This window comes from Apibacter sp. B3546, from assembly GCF_009827885.1.
GTDB lineage: Bacteria > Bacteroidota > Bacteroidia > Flavobacteriales > Weeksellaceae > Apibacter.
In genome coordinates, this window is the sequence record NZ_WINW01000002.1 from 19904 (window position 1) to 34757 (window position 14854).

General features: G+C 30.3%; 20 protein-coding genes. All 20 read right to left on the minus strand.

Annotation, left to right across the window (positions count from 1 at the left end; translation table 11 throughout):
• Positions 1-2376: a hypothetical protein gene (locus tag GFU93_RS00230; protein WP_160565961.1), complete on the minus strand. Its 2376-nt coding sequence runs from the start codon at positions 2374-2376 to the stop codon at positions 1-3.
• 4 nt (positions 2377-2380) lie between these two features.
• Positions 2381-2950 carry a hypothetical protein gene (locus GFU93_RS00235; RefSeq protein ID WP_160565964.1) on the minus strand — a complete coding sequence of 190 codons (570 nt, stop codon included), beginning with the start codon at positions 2948-2950 and terminating at the stop codon, positions 2381-2383.
• 7 nt (positions 2951-2957) lie between these two features.
• Positions 2958-4082, minus strand: a complete 1125-nt coding sequence (locus tag GFU93_RS00240; RefSeq protein ID WP_160565967.1) for a hypothetical protein — start codon at positions 4080-4082, stop codon at positions 2958-2960.
• Positions 4082-4588 carry a hypothetical protein gene (locus GFU93_RS00245; protein WP_160565970.1) on the minus strand — a complete coding sequence of 169 codons (507 nt, stop codon included), beginning with the start codon at positions 4586-4588 and terminating at the stop codon, positions 4082-4084. Before GFU93_RS00245 ends, GFU93_RS00240 begins: the two co-directional genes overlap by 1 nt.
• Entirely contained in the window at positions 4563-4862 is a 300-nt protein-coding gene (locus GFU93_RS00250; protein WP_160565973.1) for a hypothetical protein, read from the minus strand. Before GFU93_RS00250 ends, GFU93_RS00245 begins: the two co-directional genes overlap by 26 nt.
• Before the next feature lie 14 nt (positions 4863-4876).
• Positions 4877-5482: a hypothetical protein gene (locus GFU93_RS00255; RefSeq protein WP_160565976.1), complete on the minus strand. Its 606-nt coding sequence runs from the start codon at positions 5480-5482 to the stop codon at positions 4877-4879.
• 12 nt (positions 5483-5494) lie between these two features.
• The gene (locus GFU93_RS00260; RefSeq protein ID WP_160565979.1) at positions 5495-5749 is read right to left on the minus strand and encodes a hypothetical protein; all 255 of its coding nucleotides are present in this window, start codon (positions 5747-5749) and stop codon (positions 5495-5497) included.
• A gap of 349 nt (positions 5750-6098) precedes the next feature.
• On the minus strand, positions 6099-6833 hold the full coding sequence (locus GFU93_RS00265; RefSeq protein ID WP_160565982.1) for a hypothetical protein: 735 nt from the start codon (positions 6831-6833) through the stop codon (positions 6099-6101).
• 8 nt (positions 6834-6841) lie between these two features.
• Complete coding sequence (locus tag GFU93_RS00270; RefSeq protein WP_160565985.1) at positions 6842-7792, minus strand: hypothetical protein; 951 nt, start codon at positions 7790-7792, stop codon at positions 6842-6844.
• Positions 7793-7821: 29 nt separating this feature from the next.
• Positions 7822-9378 (minus strand): terminase large subunit domain-containing protein, encoded by a 1557-nt coding sequence (locus GFU93_RS00275; protein ID WP_160565988.1) that lies wholly within the window; start codon positions 9376-9378, stop codon positions 7822-7824.
• Between the two features lie 15 nt (positions 9379-9393).
• On the minus strand, positions 9394-9789 hold the full coding sequence (locus GFU93_RS00280) for a hypothetical protein (protein ID WP_160565991.1): 396 nt from the start codon (positions 9787-9789) through the stop codon (positions 9394-9396).
• A gap of 252 nt (positions 9790-10041) precedes the next feature.
• Positions 10042-10275: a hypothetical protein gene (locus GFU93_RS00285; protein ID WP_160565994.1), complete on the minus strand. Its 234-nt coding sequence runs from the start codon at positions 10273-10275 to the stop codon at positions 10042-10044.
• A gap of 99 nt (positions 10276-10374) precedes the next feature.
• Positions 10375-10560 carry a hypothetical protein gene (locus GFU93_RS00290; protein WP_160565996.1) on the minus strand — a complete coding sequence of 62 codons (186 nt, stop codon included), beginning with the start codon at positions 10558-10560 and terminating at the stop codon, positions 10375-10377.
• A gap of 19 nt (positions 10561-10579) precedes the next feature.
• Entirely contained in the window at positions 10580-10963 is a 384-nt protein-coding gene (locus GFU93_RS00295) for a VRR-NUC domain-containing protein (RefSeq protein WP_160565998.1), read from the minus strand.
• Positions 10964-11723: 760 nt separating this feature from the next.
• Complete coding sequence (locus tag GFU93_RS00310) at positions 11724-11903, minus strand: hypothetical protein (RefSeq protein ID WP_160564392.1); 180 nt, start codon at positions 11901-11903, stop codon at positions 11724-11726.
• A 50-nt stretch (positions 11904-11953) separates the two neighbouring features.
• The gene (locus tag GFU93_RS00315) at positions 11954-12418 is read right to left on the minus strand and encodes a hypothetical protein (RefSeq protein ID WP_160566004.1); all 465 of its coding nucleotides are present in this window, start codon (positions 12416-12418) and stop codon (positions 11954-11956) included.
• Positions 12419-12430: 12 nt separating this feature from the next.
• Positions 12431-12805, minus strand: a complete 375-nt coding sequence (locus GFU93_RS00320) for a DUF1508 domain-containing protein (RefSeq protein ID WP_160566006.1) — start codon at positions 12803-12805, stop codon at positions 12431-12433.
• A 22-nt stretch (positions 12806-12827) separates the two neighbouring features.
• A complete protein-coding gene (locus GFU93_RS00325) occupies positions 12828-13541 on the minus strand; it encodes a DUF1508 domain-containing protein (RefSeq protein WP_160566008.1) in 714 nt (237 codons plus the stop codon).
• Positions 13542-13545: 4 nt separating this feature from the next.
• On the minus strand, positions 13546-14361 hold the full coding sequence (locus GFU93_RS00330) for a hypothetical protein (RefSeq protein ID WP_160566010.1): 816 nt from the start codon (positions 14359-14361) through the stop codon (positions 13546-13548).
• Between the two features lie 3 nt (positions 14362-14364).
• Positions 14365-14854 (minus strand): hypothetical protein (locus tag GFU93_RS00335; RefSeq protein WP_160566013.1); only part of this gene is annotated, 490 nt, incomplete at its 5' end.

Below are 14854 nucleotides of genomic sequence, written 5' to 3' on the forward strand. Positions count from 1 at the left end.
TTATTTAGGCTTAGGTATATCGGTATATAAACACAAAAGTCGGTTATATTGAGAATCTAATGTTTTGTCGTTGTTTGTAATTATTATATCTTTGAGTATACTTGATTGGCTAGGGTATATATTTTGATAATCTTCTTTTGTGATCGGATACCATTTCCTAAGTATACATTTTGTTGAGTCTTCATTTAATGGATTGTAGCCTTTAATTTCCAACAATTCCCATAATTCATCATTAATTACAATTCTTTCTCTATGAAACCAATTAGTGATATCAATATTTGTTAAATTAAATTGTGTAGTCAGCCATTGTCCATTATTCATAATAACAAGTCGTTGCGTGAAAAATCTTTTTAATAAACCTATTCCCGGTGTATAACCATTTTGATCTCCTATTTTTTCGTCTGAATATGATAAAACAGGGTCATTTTCTCCCCCTTTTTTATAATTAACAGAAAACATATACGGGTATTCGGTGAGGTCCTTGCCGTCAAATCTCCAGCCGCCAACTCCCGATACCATTCCTTTATAAAAACATATCTTGGGTAAAAACGTATTTTGAGCTTCTAACGATGAGGTATTACTGATGTTTTCCGGCACTAAACAAACCATTTGAGGAGGCTGATTGGTTATTCCCGCAAAATCATCAACTAAATAATGCATGGTAGGACTAAAATATCTGTTTTCAAACTCTTTTTTATCTGCTTTAAAACGCTCGTTAAATACATACTTACCGGAAGCCAAAGTAATTTTATAGCGATCTTGAACGGTTTTTAATGCTCCATCACCAGTGTCGTCTTTAAATTTAAATATAAATTCCCGGGCGTTATCGTCAAAAATTTCAATATAAGATTCTTTTGAAATATCTTCTTTTTCGGTCCAATTAAGGGTATTGTCTGTAAAAAAACCCTCTTTTAAATCCAACATATTCCTATTGATTGTGTATTTATGAGTGGGTTCAATTAATACCACTTTATTAACCGGATCCGTTTGAAAGGAAAGATTAAATAAATCAGCAATACCTCTCAAAAAATCATTAAATTTTTCTTTTTGTAAGGTTAAATATGAATCAAAAGAAATATTCCCCCCTACCGGTACTTTAAATGAATCTGTTGTAAATTCATCTACTCTTACTTTACATCTGCATACGGTTGCTGTTTTTGATCTAAATAATCTTAACCATATTTTACATATTATTTCATCGTTTGGATTTACAGTAAATTGTCTATATATACTGTCTAGCGATGCTCCTTGTGTTGCCCCGAATGAAGGGGCTTCATCGTCGCGTATATTGTCTATTTTTTGATCTTCTATTTTACCGTCTCTGATATGTATCCAATGGGCTTGTATTCGCATGTCGCTGGAAAAATCAAGTTTATAGTCATATGATAAACTTAATTTCATCATCACTTCTAAAGGCCCGTAATGCGGGGTATTATATTTCCATATCATTTCGGTACCTCCTCCCGTTGCGTCTATGCCTCGATAATCTCCTCCCTCAATGGTATTGTTGGCATCAAAACAACCACTATCTACGTTATCTCTTACATCTAAATCAATGTAATTTTCAAATCTTTTTCCGCTGCTGTTTTTAAACCATTTTTCACCTCCATTTGTTTTAGCTAAAAACTTGTGAATTTCATATTTAGTACCTTCCGAGGTTAAAAATGATCCAAATGTCCATGGTATTACTAATCTTCTAAAGTAAGAGGTTTCAAAAAAACAGCTTTTAATTTTATACCCGATACTTTTAAATCCAAAATACAATAACCAATACACGGACAAACTAGGGCGCATTGTTTTAATTGAATAATTCTTATCGCTTCCTTTTCCTTTATTTTCTCCATTATCGTATTCAGGATCCAGCCATCCGCCGTATTTTACAGGGGCAAACACATAAGGTAACTTTTCATTTGTACCGTCAAAATTCCAGGACTGTTCAATAGTTTCTTTATCAAATACAAATTCAATATGTTTGAGAAGATCATAAAAAGTAAGTTCTTTTAAATCAATGATCCAATCCGCATTATTTCCAAAGCAATTTAAGCTATAGGAAAGAGGTAACCCGTTTCTTTTCGTTGCTTTTTTAGGTATGGCTTTACCAACAAAAATTTCAAGTCCGCCTGCTTCAACGGTTATATTTCTTATGTTCCTATAGTTTTTGTTACGTGTATAATCCTCAATAGAGGTATTATGAAACGTGTTTAATACTTTTTGGTTGTTTAGTGTAGCCGGTATGGTTAAATCTAGACTTTCCGAGCTTTTCTTTTTTTGAAAATCTTGACTATCTTCTAATTTGTAATCAAATGTAATTGGTAAACCTGAATTAGCATCAATATCTAACTCTTGATTGTCTATTTGCAGTTTTAATTCGTTCATAGATCTATCTTAAATTAATATTTGGATTGGACATGGTAAATTTGATTTTAAATAAATATTCATGCCTGTCTTTAGGTTTTCTTACAATTAAATTGGTGTCTGAAATTACAATAGGTAAATACTCTTTTTTTATGGACGGCGAAAATCCGTTTGGTAAATTCATTTCAATCCATGCTTTAGGTGAATTTGAAATTTCTTTAATCCAATATTGATATTTTTCCCCGTAAAGATTTGTTTCTCCTTCGTAAATATCGTTTGAAGTTATATTTTTTCTATAAGTTCCACCTTTAGTACGGTCTAAAGGGTAATTTTGGGATTTTAACCATGTTTCAGACTTGGTTTCTTGGGTTATCTGTACTTTATGAAAATTGACAGAGTCTATTTCACCGAGAGAATTAATAAAATGGATGCGTATTTGACTACAACACATTAAAACATTTTTTCTCGTGGTTGCTAAGACGTTTCCTTCTTTATCACACGCGGATAGTTTCCACGATTTGATCTTGTTAAAATCTATTTTTTCAAATAAATCTTTGATGTTCGGGATTCCTTCGGGTATATAGACTACTTTCATAAAAATTTTAGATTTTATTGCTTCCTTTGTATCTTAATAATACGGCCGTTTTGTTTTTTGGAAGTATAGATACTGGTAATGATTTTCCGTTTATGATCGCTTCGCGAGTTTCTTCAGTTTCGTTTACAAAAAAGCCTTCATTACCTCTTCCTCCATGAGACCCTGGAATTGTCGGTGATTTATAAGGTATTTTAATTTCCGGTAAATTATCAACGGTTAAAGTAATTTTATTGTTTAAATTACCTCCAACCTTTCCAATTTGGTTGAATTCGGGCTCATTCGGGTCATATATGGACGGAAAATACCCATACCAACTTTCCACTATTTCATATACTTCTAATATTTCTTTTGGGATAATTGGATCATCCCACCATAGCAAACTACCTAATTTTATAGGGAGTAAAATTTTTTCTATTTCTTCTATTTTTTCAACTAAATTATTTACATTCATAAGTATGCATTCTTTTTGTATTGTACCGTCTTTTAATGTTGCTTCTATACATAAATAGTATATATCTTGTTCTAATAGTACGGGAAAATATGAGGAGTCTTTGTTTTTAAGATATATTTTTTCCGGTCTTTTGGTTAAAGGATATGTTGAATCGCTCCATTCTCCAGTTTTATAAGAGTCTAATAACTGCATTAAATCTTGCTGTTCTTCGTGCTGAATAACACTGTTTAAAACAAAAAATGAATTAGATATGGTACCCTGTCCGGGTATAGAAGGGGTTAATGAGGTTTCTTGTACCGGTTCTTTTTGTTCTGATACAGTAAATCCGTTAGTATCAATAAATGCGTTTCTAAATTTAACATGCACTTTTTTTAACGTATTGCTAAATTTAACCAATTCATTACCGTCCATCGGAGGTAAATTATAATTCATTACTTCTTGTAAGGCTTCTTGGATATCAAATTCATATTCCGGGTACGGACCTTTATTGTTTACATACATTGTTTTTGAAGATGTTTTATAGTATCTGTCGTCAATGTAAATATCACAATAAACCACCGGTGGAATTTGTGTTGAATATCCTGTTTTTTTTGTGGAAGCTTTTACCCTGAAAACAATAGGGCTATAAGAAGCGAGTAAGGACCCTTCAACAGGTTGGTGCGTTATATTATGAATGGGCATTATATAAGTTCATTTTTTTGTTTATTAAATTCTTTTTCAAAAATATTTTCCATTTCAGATAAAAACATTTTATCGACTTTAGGTCCTACATTTTCTAAAGCATTATCTAAAAAATTTTGTCTTTGTTTGTTTCTTGAGTACTTTTTAGAACCGGACGTACTCATACCTTCTTTTTTTTGAACATTTGCAGTAGCAAATGCAGCCCTTTTAGCTTCGTTTTCTGGTAATCCTCTGGTTATAAAATAGGCGGTTAAAGCATTAATATATTTACTTGTTTTTGAGTTGCTATGTCCTCTCCCGCTAAAAGGTATTCTATCGGCTTTTATTCCGTTGTTTACAATAAATCCATAATCAAGCATATATCCTTCTGCTCTGCAATTTGATACTTTTCCTTTGATCGAATTTTCGAGCGAACGAGTTAAACTATGTCCTTGTTTTATTAATTCTCTTTTAAAAGAATTATCTAAGGTTTTTATTGCTTTATTTAATATGTTTTGAGTTTTCAAAAGAAATAATTTTTAACTTTCTATACTCTTTTTCTAATTCAATTAATTCTTCTTTCATTTGCCTAAAATTGGTTAGAATTGTATTTAAACAAATAGAACATTCACTTTTTGTGTCGTGAGGGGCTATAAATTCATACCATATATCAGACAATAATTTCATATTTTTATTTTCCGAATTTGGTGAGGCATTTAATATAGGGTCCTCCTCTGTAATGATAAGTTCAGATCTTATATTATCAGGGATTTTTTTTGATAATTCTCTTATACTGCTCATAATTTAAAATTTAATTAATGTTGATGGAGTGGATGTAAATCTTTATTATTAATTTTTATATTTTTTAAACTTTCTAATTCATAGTCATTCAAAACACATTCGGAAAAAATTTGTACGTCAAAAATGAGCTTTACGCCATTAAGATTGTCGTTTCCAATATTGCTGACTTTCACAATTAAATCTTTTTTTTGACCGTCTCTAATGATGTTCCCATTAGCTTGAGTTACTTGAACAAAAGCTTTACGAAAATTTACAGCACATTCACGCATATCTTTCCAGTCTAATATTGTAGAGTGATCAGATGTATTGTTAAATACGTTAGTTTTTTTTATACCGGATGAACCATTAAAAGCTTGAGTTAAAAAATAAACCGTCAAAGTTAAATTTGAATAATCTCCATCTATATAATTGTCTAATTCCTCAACGGGTGGCATTAAAACGCATAAAGGATATTTTCTAATACTAGTGATTGACCCTAAGGCATCTTTAACTACTTCATTCAGATTTTCCGTATTTAGGTCATTCCCCGAATTATTGGTAGAAACATGAAACCTGCCTTGAATTACTTTTGACTTTGAAAGTATTTGTCTAAAAAGATCATATAAATTAAGTTCATTCATATTAATTTGTGTTTATTTATTCCATTTATTTAAATCACATTTTTCATTTTTAACAAGCGACTTTTCAAAAATCGGACACCCGCATATTTTACATGCTTTAGTTTTTTCATTAATACCGGATCCATTAATAATTTTTAAGAACTCTTTTTCTACAGCTTCTGGACATTTTATACAGATTTTTAATCTTTCTTTACTTAAACCTGTAGACTCTTCATTTGAATGTATTTTAGATTTATACCACCCCTCTACAATGTGTAAAAACTTCATTATTGTATACTTTTATATGTTAAATTAAAAACTTGCCTATCAATATTCCTAAAGTTGTAAATGCCAATGCAATTATTAATAGCGCTGAACATCCTTTTAACATATTTTTTTTTGTTATATCTTCCATTTCTTATTATTTATGAATTATCTGTTTTACTTAATTTATCGTAATAATCGCTAATAAGTTCATCGTAGTCGTTTTGCTCACTGGCCCATATCAAAACATCATATAGTTTAGTTTCTTTAACATTATCAAGATTGCTCTTTGTGTTGTTTTTATAAAAGATTACTCCCTTTTCTGCTACATATTTTAAAAAAGAAAACCAACCCCATTGCTCAAAATGATCTTTTAAATTTGGACCTTTTCGGCTTGTGTTTTCGGAGAAAACTGTAAACCCTTTGTATATATACTCATTGAATTGGATAAAAAAAAAGCTACTCCTAAGGCTATATCTAAAGGGAGTTCATACATTAATTTTAATCTTTCACTACCTTCTATGATCATATTTTCATTAAAAGATTCTCCTTCTTTTCTAAGAAAAATAGCGCATAAAAAAGGTAATGAATCCCATTTACCTTCTCCTAGTTCATATGAATTTTTAACAATTTGTTTAGCTGTTATAAATTCATTGAATGTTGTGTTAGATGTGTGCGATAATTCCGGTTTTTCAATATACCAGTACTCTCCCTTCCATAGATATCTGTTTTCTAATTTTCTGTCTTCATTATATAATTGATGAAAGCAAGAATAATAAACGTTAAGCATTTGATCTATGTTTATATTTTTCACTTCATCTAAAGATATTTCGGAAAAAAAAGAAAAATTTTTACAAGCAGTCTCAATTACGTGTTCTGTTAAATCTAACTCCATTAAAGGGGTTAATTTATTTTCTTCCTTTAATAGTTGTTCTACGGTAACACCTTTTTTAACAGCTTGATTAATTATATCTTCCCCCACTATTTTTTTGTATTTTTCATCAAGTTCTTTACCGTAAGTATTTTCATAATCAATTTTTTGTTTTAAAGTTATTTGACTTAGGCTTGTAGGGAAATTGTAGGTTTTATTTTGAAATAAGAACTTCATTATTTGCCTTATTTATTAGTTTTTCTTTTAGTTGAGACTACTAATAAATCAAATGATTTTTCTAATTCTTCGACAAACATATTTAAAGAGTCCTGTGTGTCAATTATGTTTAAACCTTCTATGAGAGATTTAAATTTTTCCTGATATAGTTTAGAGCTTTCTAAAGTATATTTTGACAAATTTTCATCTTTTAATAACTCAGAATTTTTTTTAAAGACTTCATCAATTTTTTGAGTGTTTAAACCCCCATCAGTATTTGAGTAATTGGAAGGATCCATAAATGATTTTAACCCTTCGTCCGATAGTTGTACTAATACTTCTTTAGATACTACCTTAACAATTTGTTCGTTCTTTATAATCTCATACAAATCATATTCTTTTTTTTCAACAATAAAATCTTCTTTTTCAAGTAAACTTATTTTATAATTTAGTTGGTTTAAATCTGATGTTTGTTTTTTTAGTAATTCTCTTTTTTTAATTTCAATTACCGCATTACGTAGTTCATCAATAAATTTAAAATTCAATGAAGGGACTTTTTCTCTTGTATATTCTACCCCTACTTTTTTTCCTAAAGCTCGGAGCTCCATCTCGTTGCAAGAATTTAGGATTTCTTTGTTTTCTCTTTTTTCTATACTATTAAAAATTTTATCAACTGATATTTTTAAATTTTCTAGTTCTTGATCTTTAGGTATTAGCTGTTGAGTAGATATTGGCTGAACATCATAAGCGGTTGAGTTTTTAAGTTTTCTGCCAAAAATATATTTCAATGGTTTATTGCTAATTTGTGTATCTTCATTTATTGACACGCCTATAGAATGTTTTAAAGAATTAATAAGCTTATTTAAAACCGTATCGCTTCTTAAAAGAAGACTAGGTTCATTTTTTAATACTTCTGATACTTTATTCTTTGTATCTGTGTAAATATCAATTACCTCTTGTATTTTAGAAATTTCGGACATATTTATTTAATTTTTTATTAATATTTATTTTAAAAATTGTCTAGTAAATTTTGTTTTCGACCTGACCATGATCTTATTTCACTCGGTTTATTGCAATCGAAATCCCACCACTCTCTCATCATAAAACCGTCTAAAGCGTCAGGAGATTCGCCGTTTAAATAGTTTTTCATAGACTCTTTTTTTATTAGTGATAGTTTACCGTCTGAATCCGGTTTATTTCTCTTAATGGCTTTTCTTTCCCAAATTAATCGCTCACGCAATGTCATTTTTTTATCGTAACGCTTATTGGCTATCTCAGGAGGTATAAAATATTCCCCTCTATTGACTGCATCTCCTGAACGAAAATAACATTGAGATTTTAAGTTATTATAGTTTTCTTTTTCTCCTGTTTTATTATTAGGCAAAGGAGAGGATCCATTATTAAATTCTCTAGCCCCATCAATAAATCCGTCTACAAATTGTCCTACACCATCGTTATCAAATAATATGTTAGAATAAGGAATACTCCATATATACGCTGTTTTTTTTATTAAATCTATAACCTCATTTCCTTTAGATTTTTCCAAGACATAAAAATCAATCAACTTCTTTCCTGACCATACAAAAACAGTAAATTTATTTGATCCCTTCAATGCTATGTCAGTCGTAATGTATTTATCTCCATCTTGTACAAAAGAATTCGTGAATATATCCATGAATTTTTTCTGGTTATATATATCGTTTTTATTTATCGCTGCTTTCCAGTTACCAAAAAGTAATCTTTGTTTTTCGATTTCTTCTTGAGCATTAAGGTTTCCAAGATATCCGGGATTTACTTTTAATAATTCGATGTTATCATAAATAGATCCACCGATAAAGCTCAAAGATTTTATATAATCTTCTTTTTTGGTATAACCTTTACTCATACTTATTTGTTCATCAATAAAGTCTTTTACTTTTAAATAGACTTCTTCCAATGAATCTCCCCACACATAGTTATCATTTTCGATGCAGAAATATCGTAAAACTCCTTCCCTTTCCGGTATCATATAACCGTAATTCGGAGACAATGGATCTTGATCTATCCACCATTCAATGAATTCTGCTACCCAACTGTCGGGGTCGGGGTTGCATGTTGCGCGTATATATGGTTTTATTCCGCACGTGGAACGGTTACGACCCAACATGTAAAAGAATTGCTTTTTTGTAAAATGTGTTAACTCATCAAAAGCAATAAATGGAATTTCGGATCCCTGCCAATCATACCTGTTATATTCATACTGCATATGAGAAAACTTAATTTTACTATTAGGAAAAATCCACTCAAGAGTAGTTTCTCTAGGCTCAGCATTTTTGATTGAGCTGTAAAGTTTGCAGGATGCGTCCCATAACCCCCCTTCTGCTCGTATCATTGGACTAGTTCTCCTGAAAATCACACCTCCAAAACCTTTAACGTATATATATCTAAGACCTTCTAATAATAAACAATATGTTTTTCCTACTCCTGCAGCCGCTCCGCTTATTAATATATCAGCAGGCGATGAAAGGGCTTTTTGCTGATAGCCGGGTTGTGCTTTTACTACTTGAACGTTCGAGTGAGTGGACATTAAAACACTAATTTTCTAATCTCTGTTATTGTCAGGTAATTGAAAAATGGTCACTTGAGGCAATACGCTGTCTTCATCTGCTGACAATGAAATTTTTTGATTTGATTTCCCCTCAACCCTCTCTAACCATGTTTTAATATATTTATGATCTCCCGAAATAGCTTTCGTAATTATTTTTACTGCTATTAATTCATTTAATGTAGTCTCACTTTCAACCTTTCCCTCTTGTGTCTTTTTTTTTCCGTCTTCATTAGTTAAAGTAATCTTATAGGTTATACTTTTCTTAATACCTAATTCTTGAAGCCATTCTGAAATGGTTTTGCCTTTTTTTCTTCCTCTATTTTTAGGCTGGTTTGTAGAGGAAAACCGAGTATTCTTCCCAACATCAGATAAATTCATTTTTTCATCCATAATTCCCGTTTTTTTTCCGTTTTAACGGCTTTGAAAATAGTAATTTAGTAATCTCCTTTTTGATAATAAATCATAATATCAGAAACTTTTAAGACATAAAAATTATCTAATTCTTGTGGTTTATACATATAATATAAATGATTAGTAATAACTTTAAAGCTCGCTCTAGCCTTCTTTCACCCTTTTTTAATGTAGCATCTAAACCAATAATGCATTAATTATACTAAGTATATAATGAAAACACTAAATATCTTACTTATTAAAAGTTAATGCCTTTACTGCCCATAGAAGTGCCCCTTCTAATTCCGTTATTGCTACAGAACACAATCTTTTCTGTTCCTGTGATTCAGAAGTAGCTCTTAAATCATTTAAGGTATCTATTTTAGCTGCAACATTTTTTTTAAATTGGTAAACTAATTCATTTCCTGTAGGAGGGTTATTTAACCCTACCAACTTTCCCCCGTAACTTAAATTTTGATTTTCCATCTTTTTTAGATTTTTTAGTAATAGTATTTATACAAAAATACTTAATTTTTATTTATTCAACAAATTGATTTAATGTTATTTAATTTATTTTAATTAAAGTTATACTTTAAGTTGTATTTTTTCTTCCAATTGCATTTCTGTTATAATCCTTGAGAGTTGAGCCTGTGAGATATTAAATATTTTTGATAAGGCGGGGATTGTATTTTCTTCGTTTGATTTAAAATATTGGTAAACCTTTATTTTCAAGTCTTTAGGAATATCATTATATCTTTTAATTTTTCTCATTTTGTTAGTTATAGTTTTCTTATTTTTTATTCAAATAGTTATTTACTGTTTCAATGAACTCTTCTAATGAATAACATACCTCTACTTTATAATCTTTTCTTTCTGCGTCTTCGATAAACACTCGTTGATTTTCTCGTAATTTTCCGTTTTTTGCCTTCATTTCGATAAACAACCCATGATACCCTTCTTTTCCACGCATAAGAAAAAGATCGGAGACCCCGGCCATAACTCCCTCTCCTTTCATTATGGCCGCCTCTATTTTGCCTCTTTTCCCTCCGTTTGGAATAGCGAAAATGGTTTCTTTGGGATATTGAAGCTTAAACCATTTGATACATGCTCTTTGTAACCGGCTTTCAGGGTTCTCGCGTTTTTTTCTTATTTTAATTTCTTCTTTATTTTCCATTTTTTTATGCTAGTATTCTTTTTAACGGCTCTGTTATTTTTCTAGTTTACTCATATGAATAATTATGTTTTTAAAATTAATACTTCCAGTCTTGTGGTTTGTCAATCCATTCAAAGCTATATACCCATACCCACGGATTTTCATCCCACGATTTAAATCCATATATGGATTGCCAAAGAGATTGAAACCCTTTTCTAGCGGATGGCAAATGAAATTGACGTCCATGATTATAATCATTATNACAGAAAACCAGCAGAAGGCCCACCATACCCCTCATAGAATCTTTCAATTCCCTCTTGCATAGCTTCTTCTTCTATAATATCTTGCAGTCTCTCAACCCTTACATCTGTTACTTTAAGAAATGTCCTCGCGGCTTCTTTTGGCATATGTGTAGAAGATTTCCATTTAATTAAATTATGGTATTCTTCCAAATAATCGGAATTATATTTTTGTTCATATAAATATGGTTCTTCTAGATCGTCACTATACTCCCATTTTTCTCTTACCCACAGAATAACTCCTTTTTTTGTTGGATTATCTTCTAACAAATTATCAATATTAATATCTACATTCGCCATATCTTTGCTTGTTACTCCCTCCTCAGTTGCTCCTGATAGATATTTTCCCCCTTGTTCTACTGCCCATTGTTTTGTTGGCTGTGGTTTAATTAGTCTTCTTGTCTGGGTTTTTCTCCCCTCTAGTATAGCTTGAATCATCGGAGTTGAAAAATTAATTGGTATATAGGTGTTTTTAGTTTTTTTCATTTGTTTATATTTATTTTTCTTATTCCTTTTGACGTTTGTTCCGCTAAACTTTGGATATTTTCATAAGACATTTCTAAGCATTCTTCATAATCAAGTCCATAATCTTCATTACAATCTTCACGTAATTGATCTGTGGATTGAAAATCTTTTGATATTTTCTTTAGAGCATCTAACATTAAATTGAATTCCTCTGCTTGTCTGTATGTTATTGTGATTTTATTATTTTTCATTTTTTATATTTATTATTTAAGTAATTTTCTATATCCGTTAATTCTAATACGATCCCACGGCAATACAATTTGTCATCATCATAAATGTCAAATGTTGCATGAGGGATATCTGTTGTTATTAACCATGAACAGTCTAGTTCTTCTGGACACCATTGAATTTTAATAGGGATTATTGGTAAAATAAAATCCATATTGTAATCTTCTAAGATTTCTTTTATTTCATTTATTTTTTCTTGTGATATATAGGTTAATTTCCTGTTTTTATCTATGTATAGATATTTAGTATCTTTTTCATAAACTGCAGCCACGTCCAATATTAACCCTCTGAATTCTAAAAAATCATAAGAATACCCGAAACAAACCAAAAGCCCATTTTTTTCGGCTTGTATGTGTTCTTCAGTGGTCATTTTTTCTCCATATTGTCGGCCATTTAATAATTGCGCTAATTCTTCTTTTTTCATGATTTTAGTTTTTTATTTAGTTTTGTCAATAACAGGAGTTTTAAGAGATAAACAGTTTAAATCTTTAATTAAGTTTTTAACTTCTTTTTCTGTATCAAAATATTGTGAGAATGCTATTATTATCCCGTTTCCATCTTCCATAAAGACTATCCATGTGTTATCGAAAGCTTGTTTAATTATAAAATGTTCTTTGTTTTTAGAATTTCTTAATACTGATTTTATTACTTTTTGACAATCAATTTTATTTGTATATGAAAAGCTTTTAAGTATAATTTCACCCTTTTCGTTTATCAAATCGAAATAGAATCGATAATTTAAATAGGTTAATTCGACTTCGTCTGTGTGTATTTCAAAATAAAATTTTTTCTTGTTTGCAGAATGTTTCATGATTTTAGTTTTTAAATAATTATTATTTAGTTATGTCAATAACAGTGGCAAGATTAGATATATGTTTTAATTTAATAATAAAGTTTCTAGCTTCTTTCTCTGTATCAAAATATTGTGAGTATGCTATTATTATCCCGTTTCCATCTTCCATAAAGACTATCCATGTGTCATTGTAATCTTGTTTAATTATAAAATGTTCTTCATTTTTAGAATTTTTTATAACTGATTTTATCCATTTTTCACATTTATTTTTTTGTTTATAAAAATAGCTTCCTAAATAAATATTACCTTCTCCGTCTCTTAAATATAAATAGAATAAATTACCTTTAGCTTTGTCTATTTCAAAAAAGTATTTTTTGTTGTTATTTGAATCTATCATGGTTTTAGTATTGTCAATAACAGGAGTTTTAAGAGATACGTTTTTTAAATCTTCAATAAAGTTTTTAGCTTCTTCTTCTGTATCAAAATATTGTGAGTGTGCTATTCTTTTGCCGTTTCCCGCTTTAAGATAAACTATCCATGTGTCATCGTAAATAATTTCTACCTCAAACCGAAATTCATTTTTAGAATTTCTTATTATTGATCTTATCCCTTTTAGACAATTAGTTTTGTTTGTATATCGCCAGCTTTCTAGGTAAATATTACCTTCTTCGTCTTTTAAATTGAAATAGAATAAATTGTGTTGATCTTTGTATATTTCAAAAAAGTATTTTTCGTTGTTATTTGAATGTTTCATGATTTTAGTTTTTTAAAGACGGAGTTAATATTTTTAAAACTTCTTCCTCCGTAAACATCCTGAATTTTCCTTTTTCATCAAACCCGTAATATTTATCGGGCTCTATCCTTATCCCTAAAATATACCCCCCAACTAGCGCAGAATATGATGTTAATGGATTGTTATTTTTATCGTATTTAACAATAATTACTAATCCATGATGCGCTTTTACTATTGATCTGTTACCTACCGTACATGTAATGGAGTTTTTACCTTTGGTTTCGCTTAAGGAACAACTTCCAAAAGTCACGCAACATGCTTCGTCTCCTTCTGTATAACTTTGGGATTGATATCCTAAGGTTACACTATGTGAAAATTCCCCTTCTGTTTTGCTATTTGAATTCTCACCAAAAGTCACACTAAATGCGAATTCTTCTTTTGTATAACTTTGTGAATGATACCCAAATGTTGCACTGTGTGAGTTGTAGCCTTCTGTGCGGCTTTGAGATAACTTACCTAAAGTAGCACTTGGTGATTCATAACCTTTTGTATAACTGTTTGAATACTCATCAAGTGTTGCACTAGGAGAAAAATCCCCCATTGTATCGCTTTGTGACTGATTTCCTAAGGTTGCACTAGGAGAAAAATCCCCCATTGTATCGCTTTGTGACCGATAACCTAAGGTAGTACTAGGAGAAAAATCCCCTTCTGTTTCACTTTTTGATTGGCTCCTCAAAGTTACACATGGTGACCCATGCCCTACTGTTTTGCTTATCTTACTTTTACTAAATAATTCTTTTAGCTTTCTGATAATTTTATTAAGAAAATTTTCTTTTTTCATGGTTTAGTCAATTATTACTTGTTCGTCTATATATTCTTTAAATTTCCTTTTTTTATTAAATCCATACCATCGATCTGATCTAATTTTTACTCCTAAAATCTTTTTACCTACCTTCGCGCTGTAAATTTTTTTTAAATTTCCGGCTTTGTCATATCGTGCTATAACAATAAAACCTTTTTCAGATTTAACTCGAGAATATTTACCCATAGCAATTGCTGTGGAATTTTCATCTTTTGCATAAGATAGAGAACCATCACTAAGCGTCACACTATGTGAATTTTCCCCCCATGTATAACTCTGTGAACAATTATCCATAGCTACACTATGAGACTCTTTACCTGTAGTGATACTTGTAGATTTATATCCCAAAACTGCACTGTGAGCAATATTACCTATTGTTTTACTAGTTGAATAAAAAGCCATGGTAACACTATGTGATGCCGGACCTTTAGTTATACTTTCCGTATAATTAGTCATGGTTACGCTAAATGCG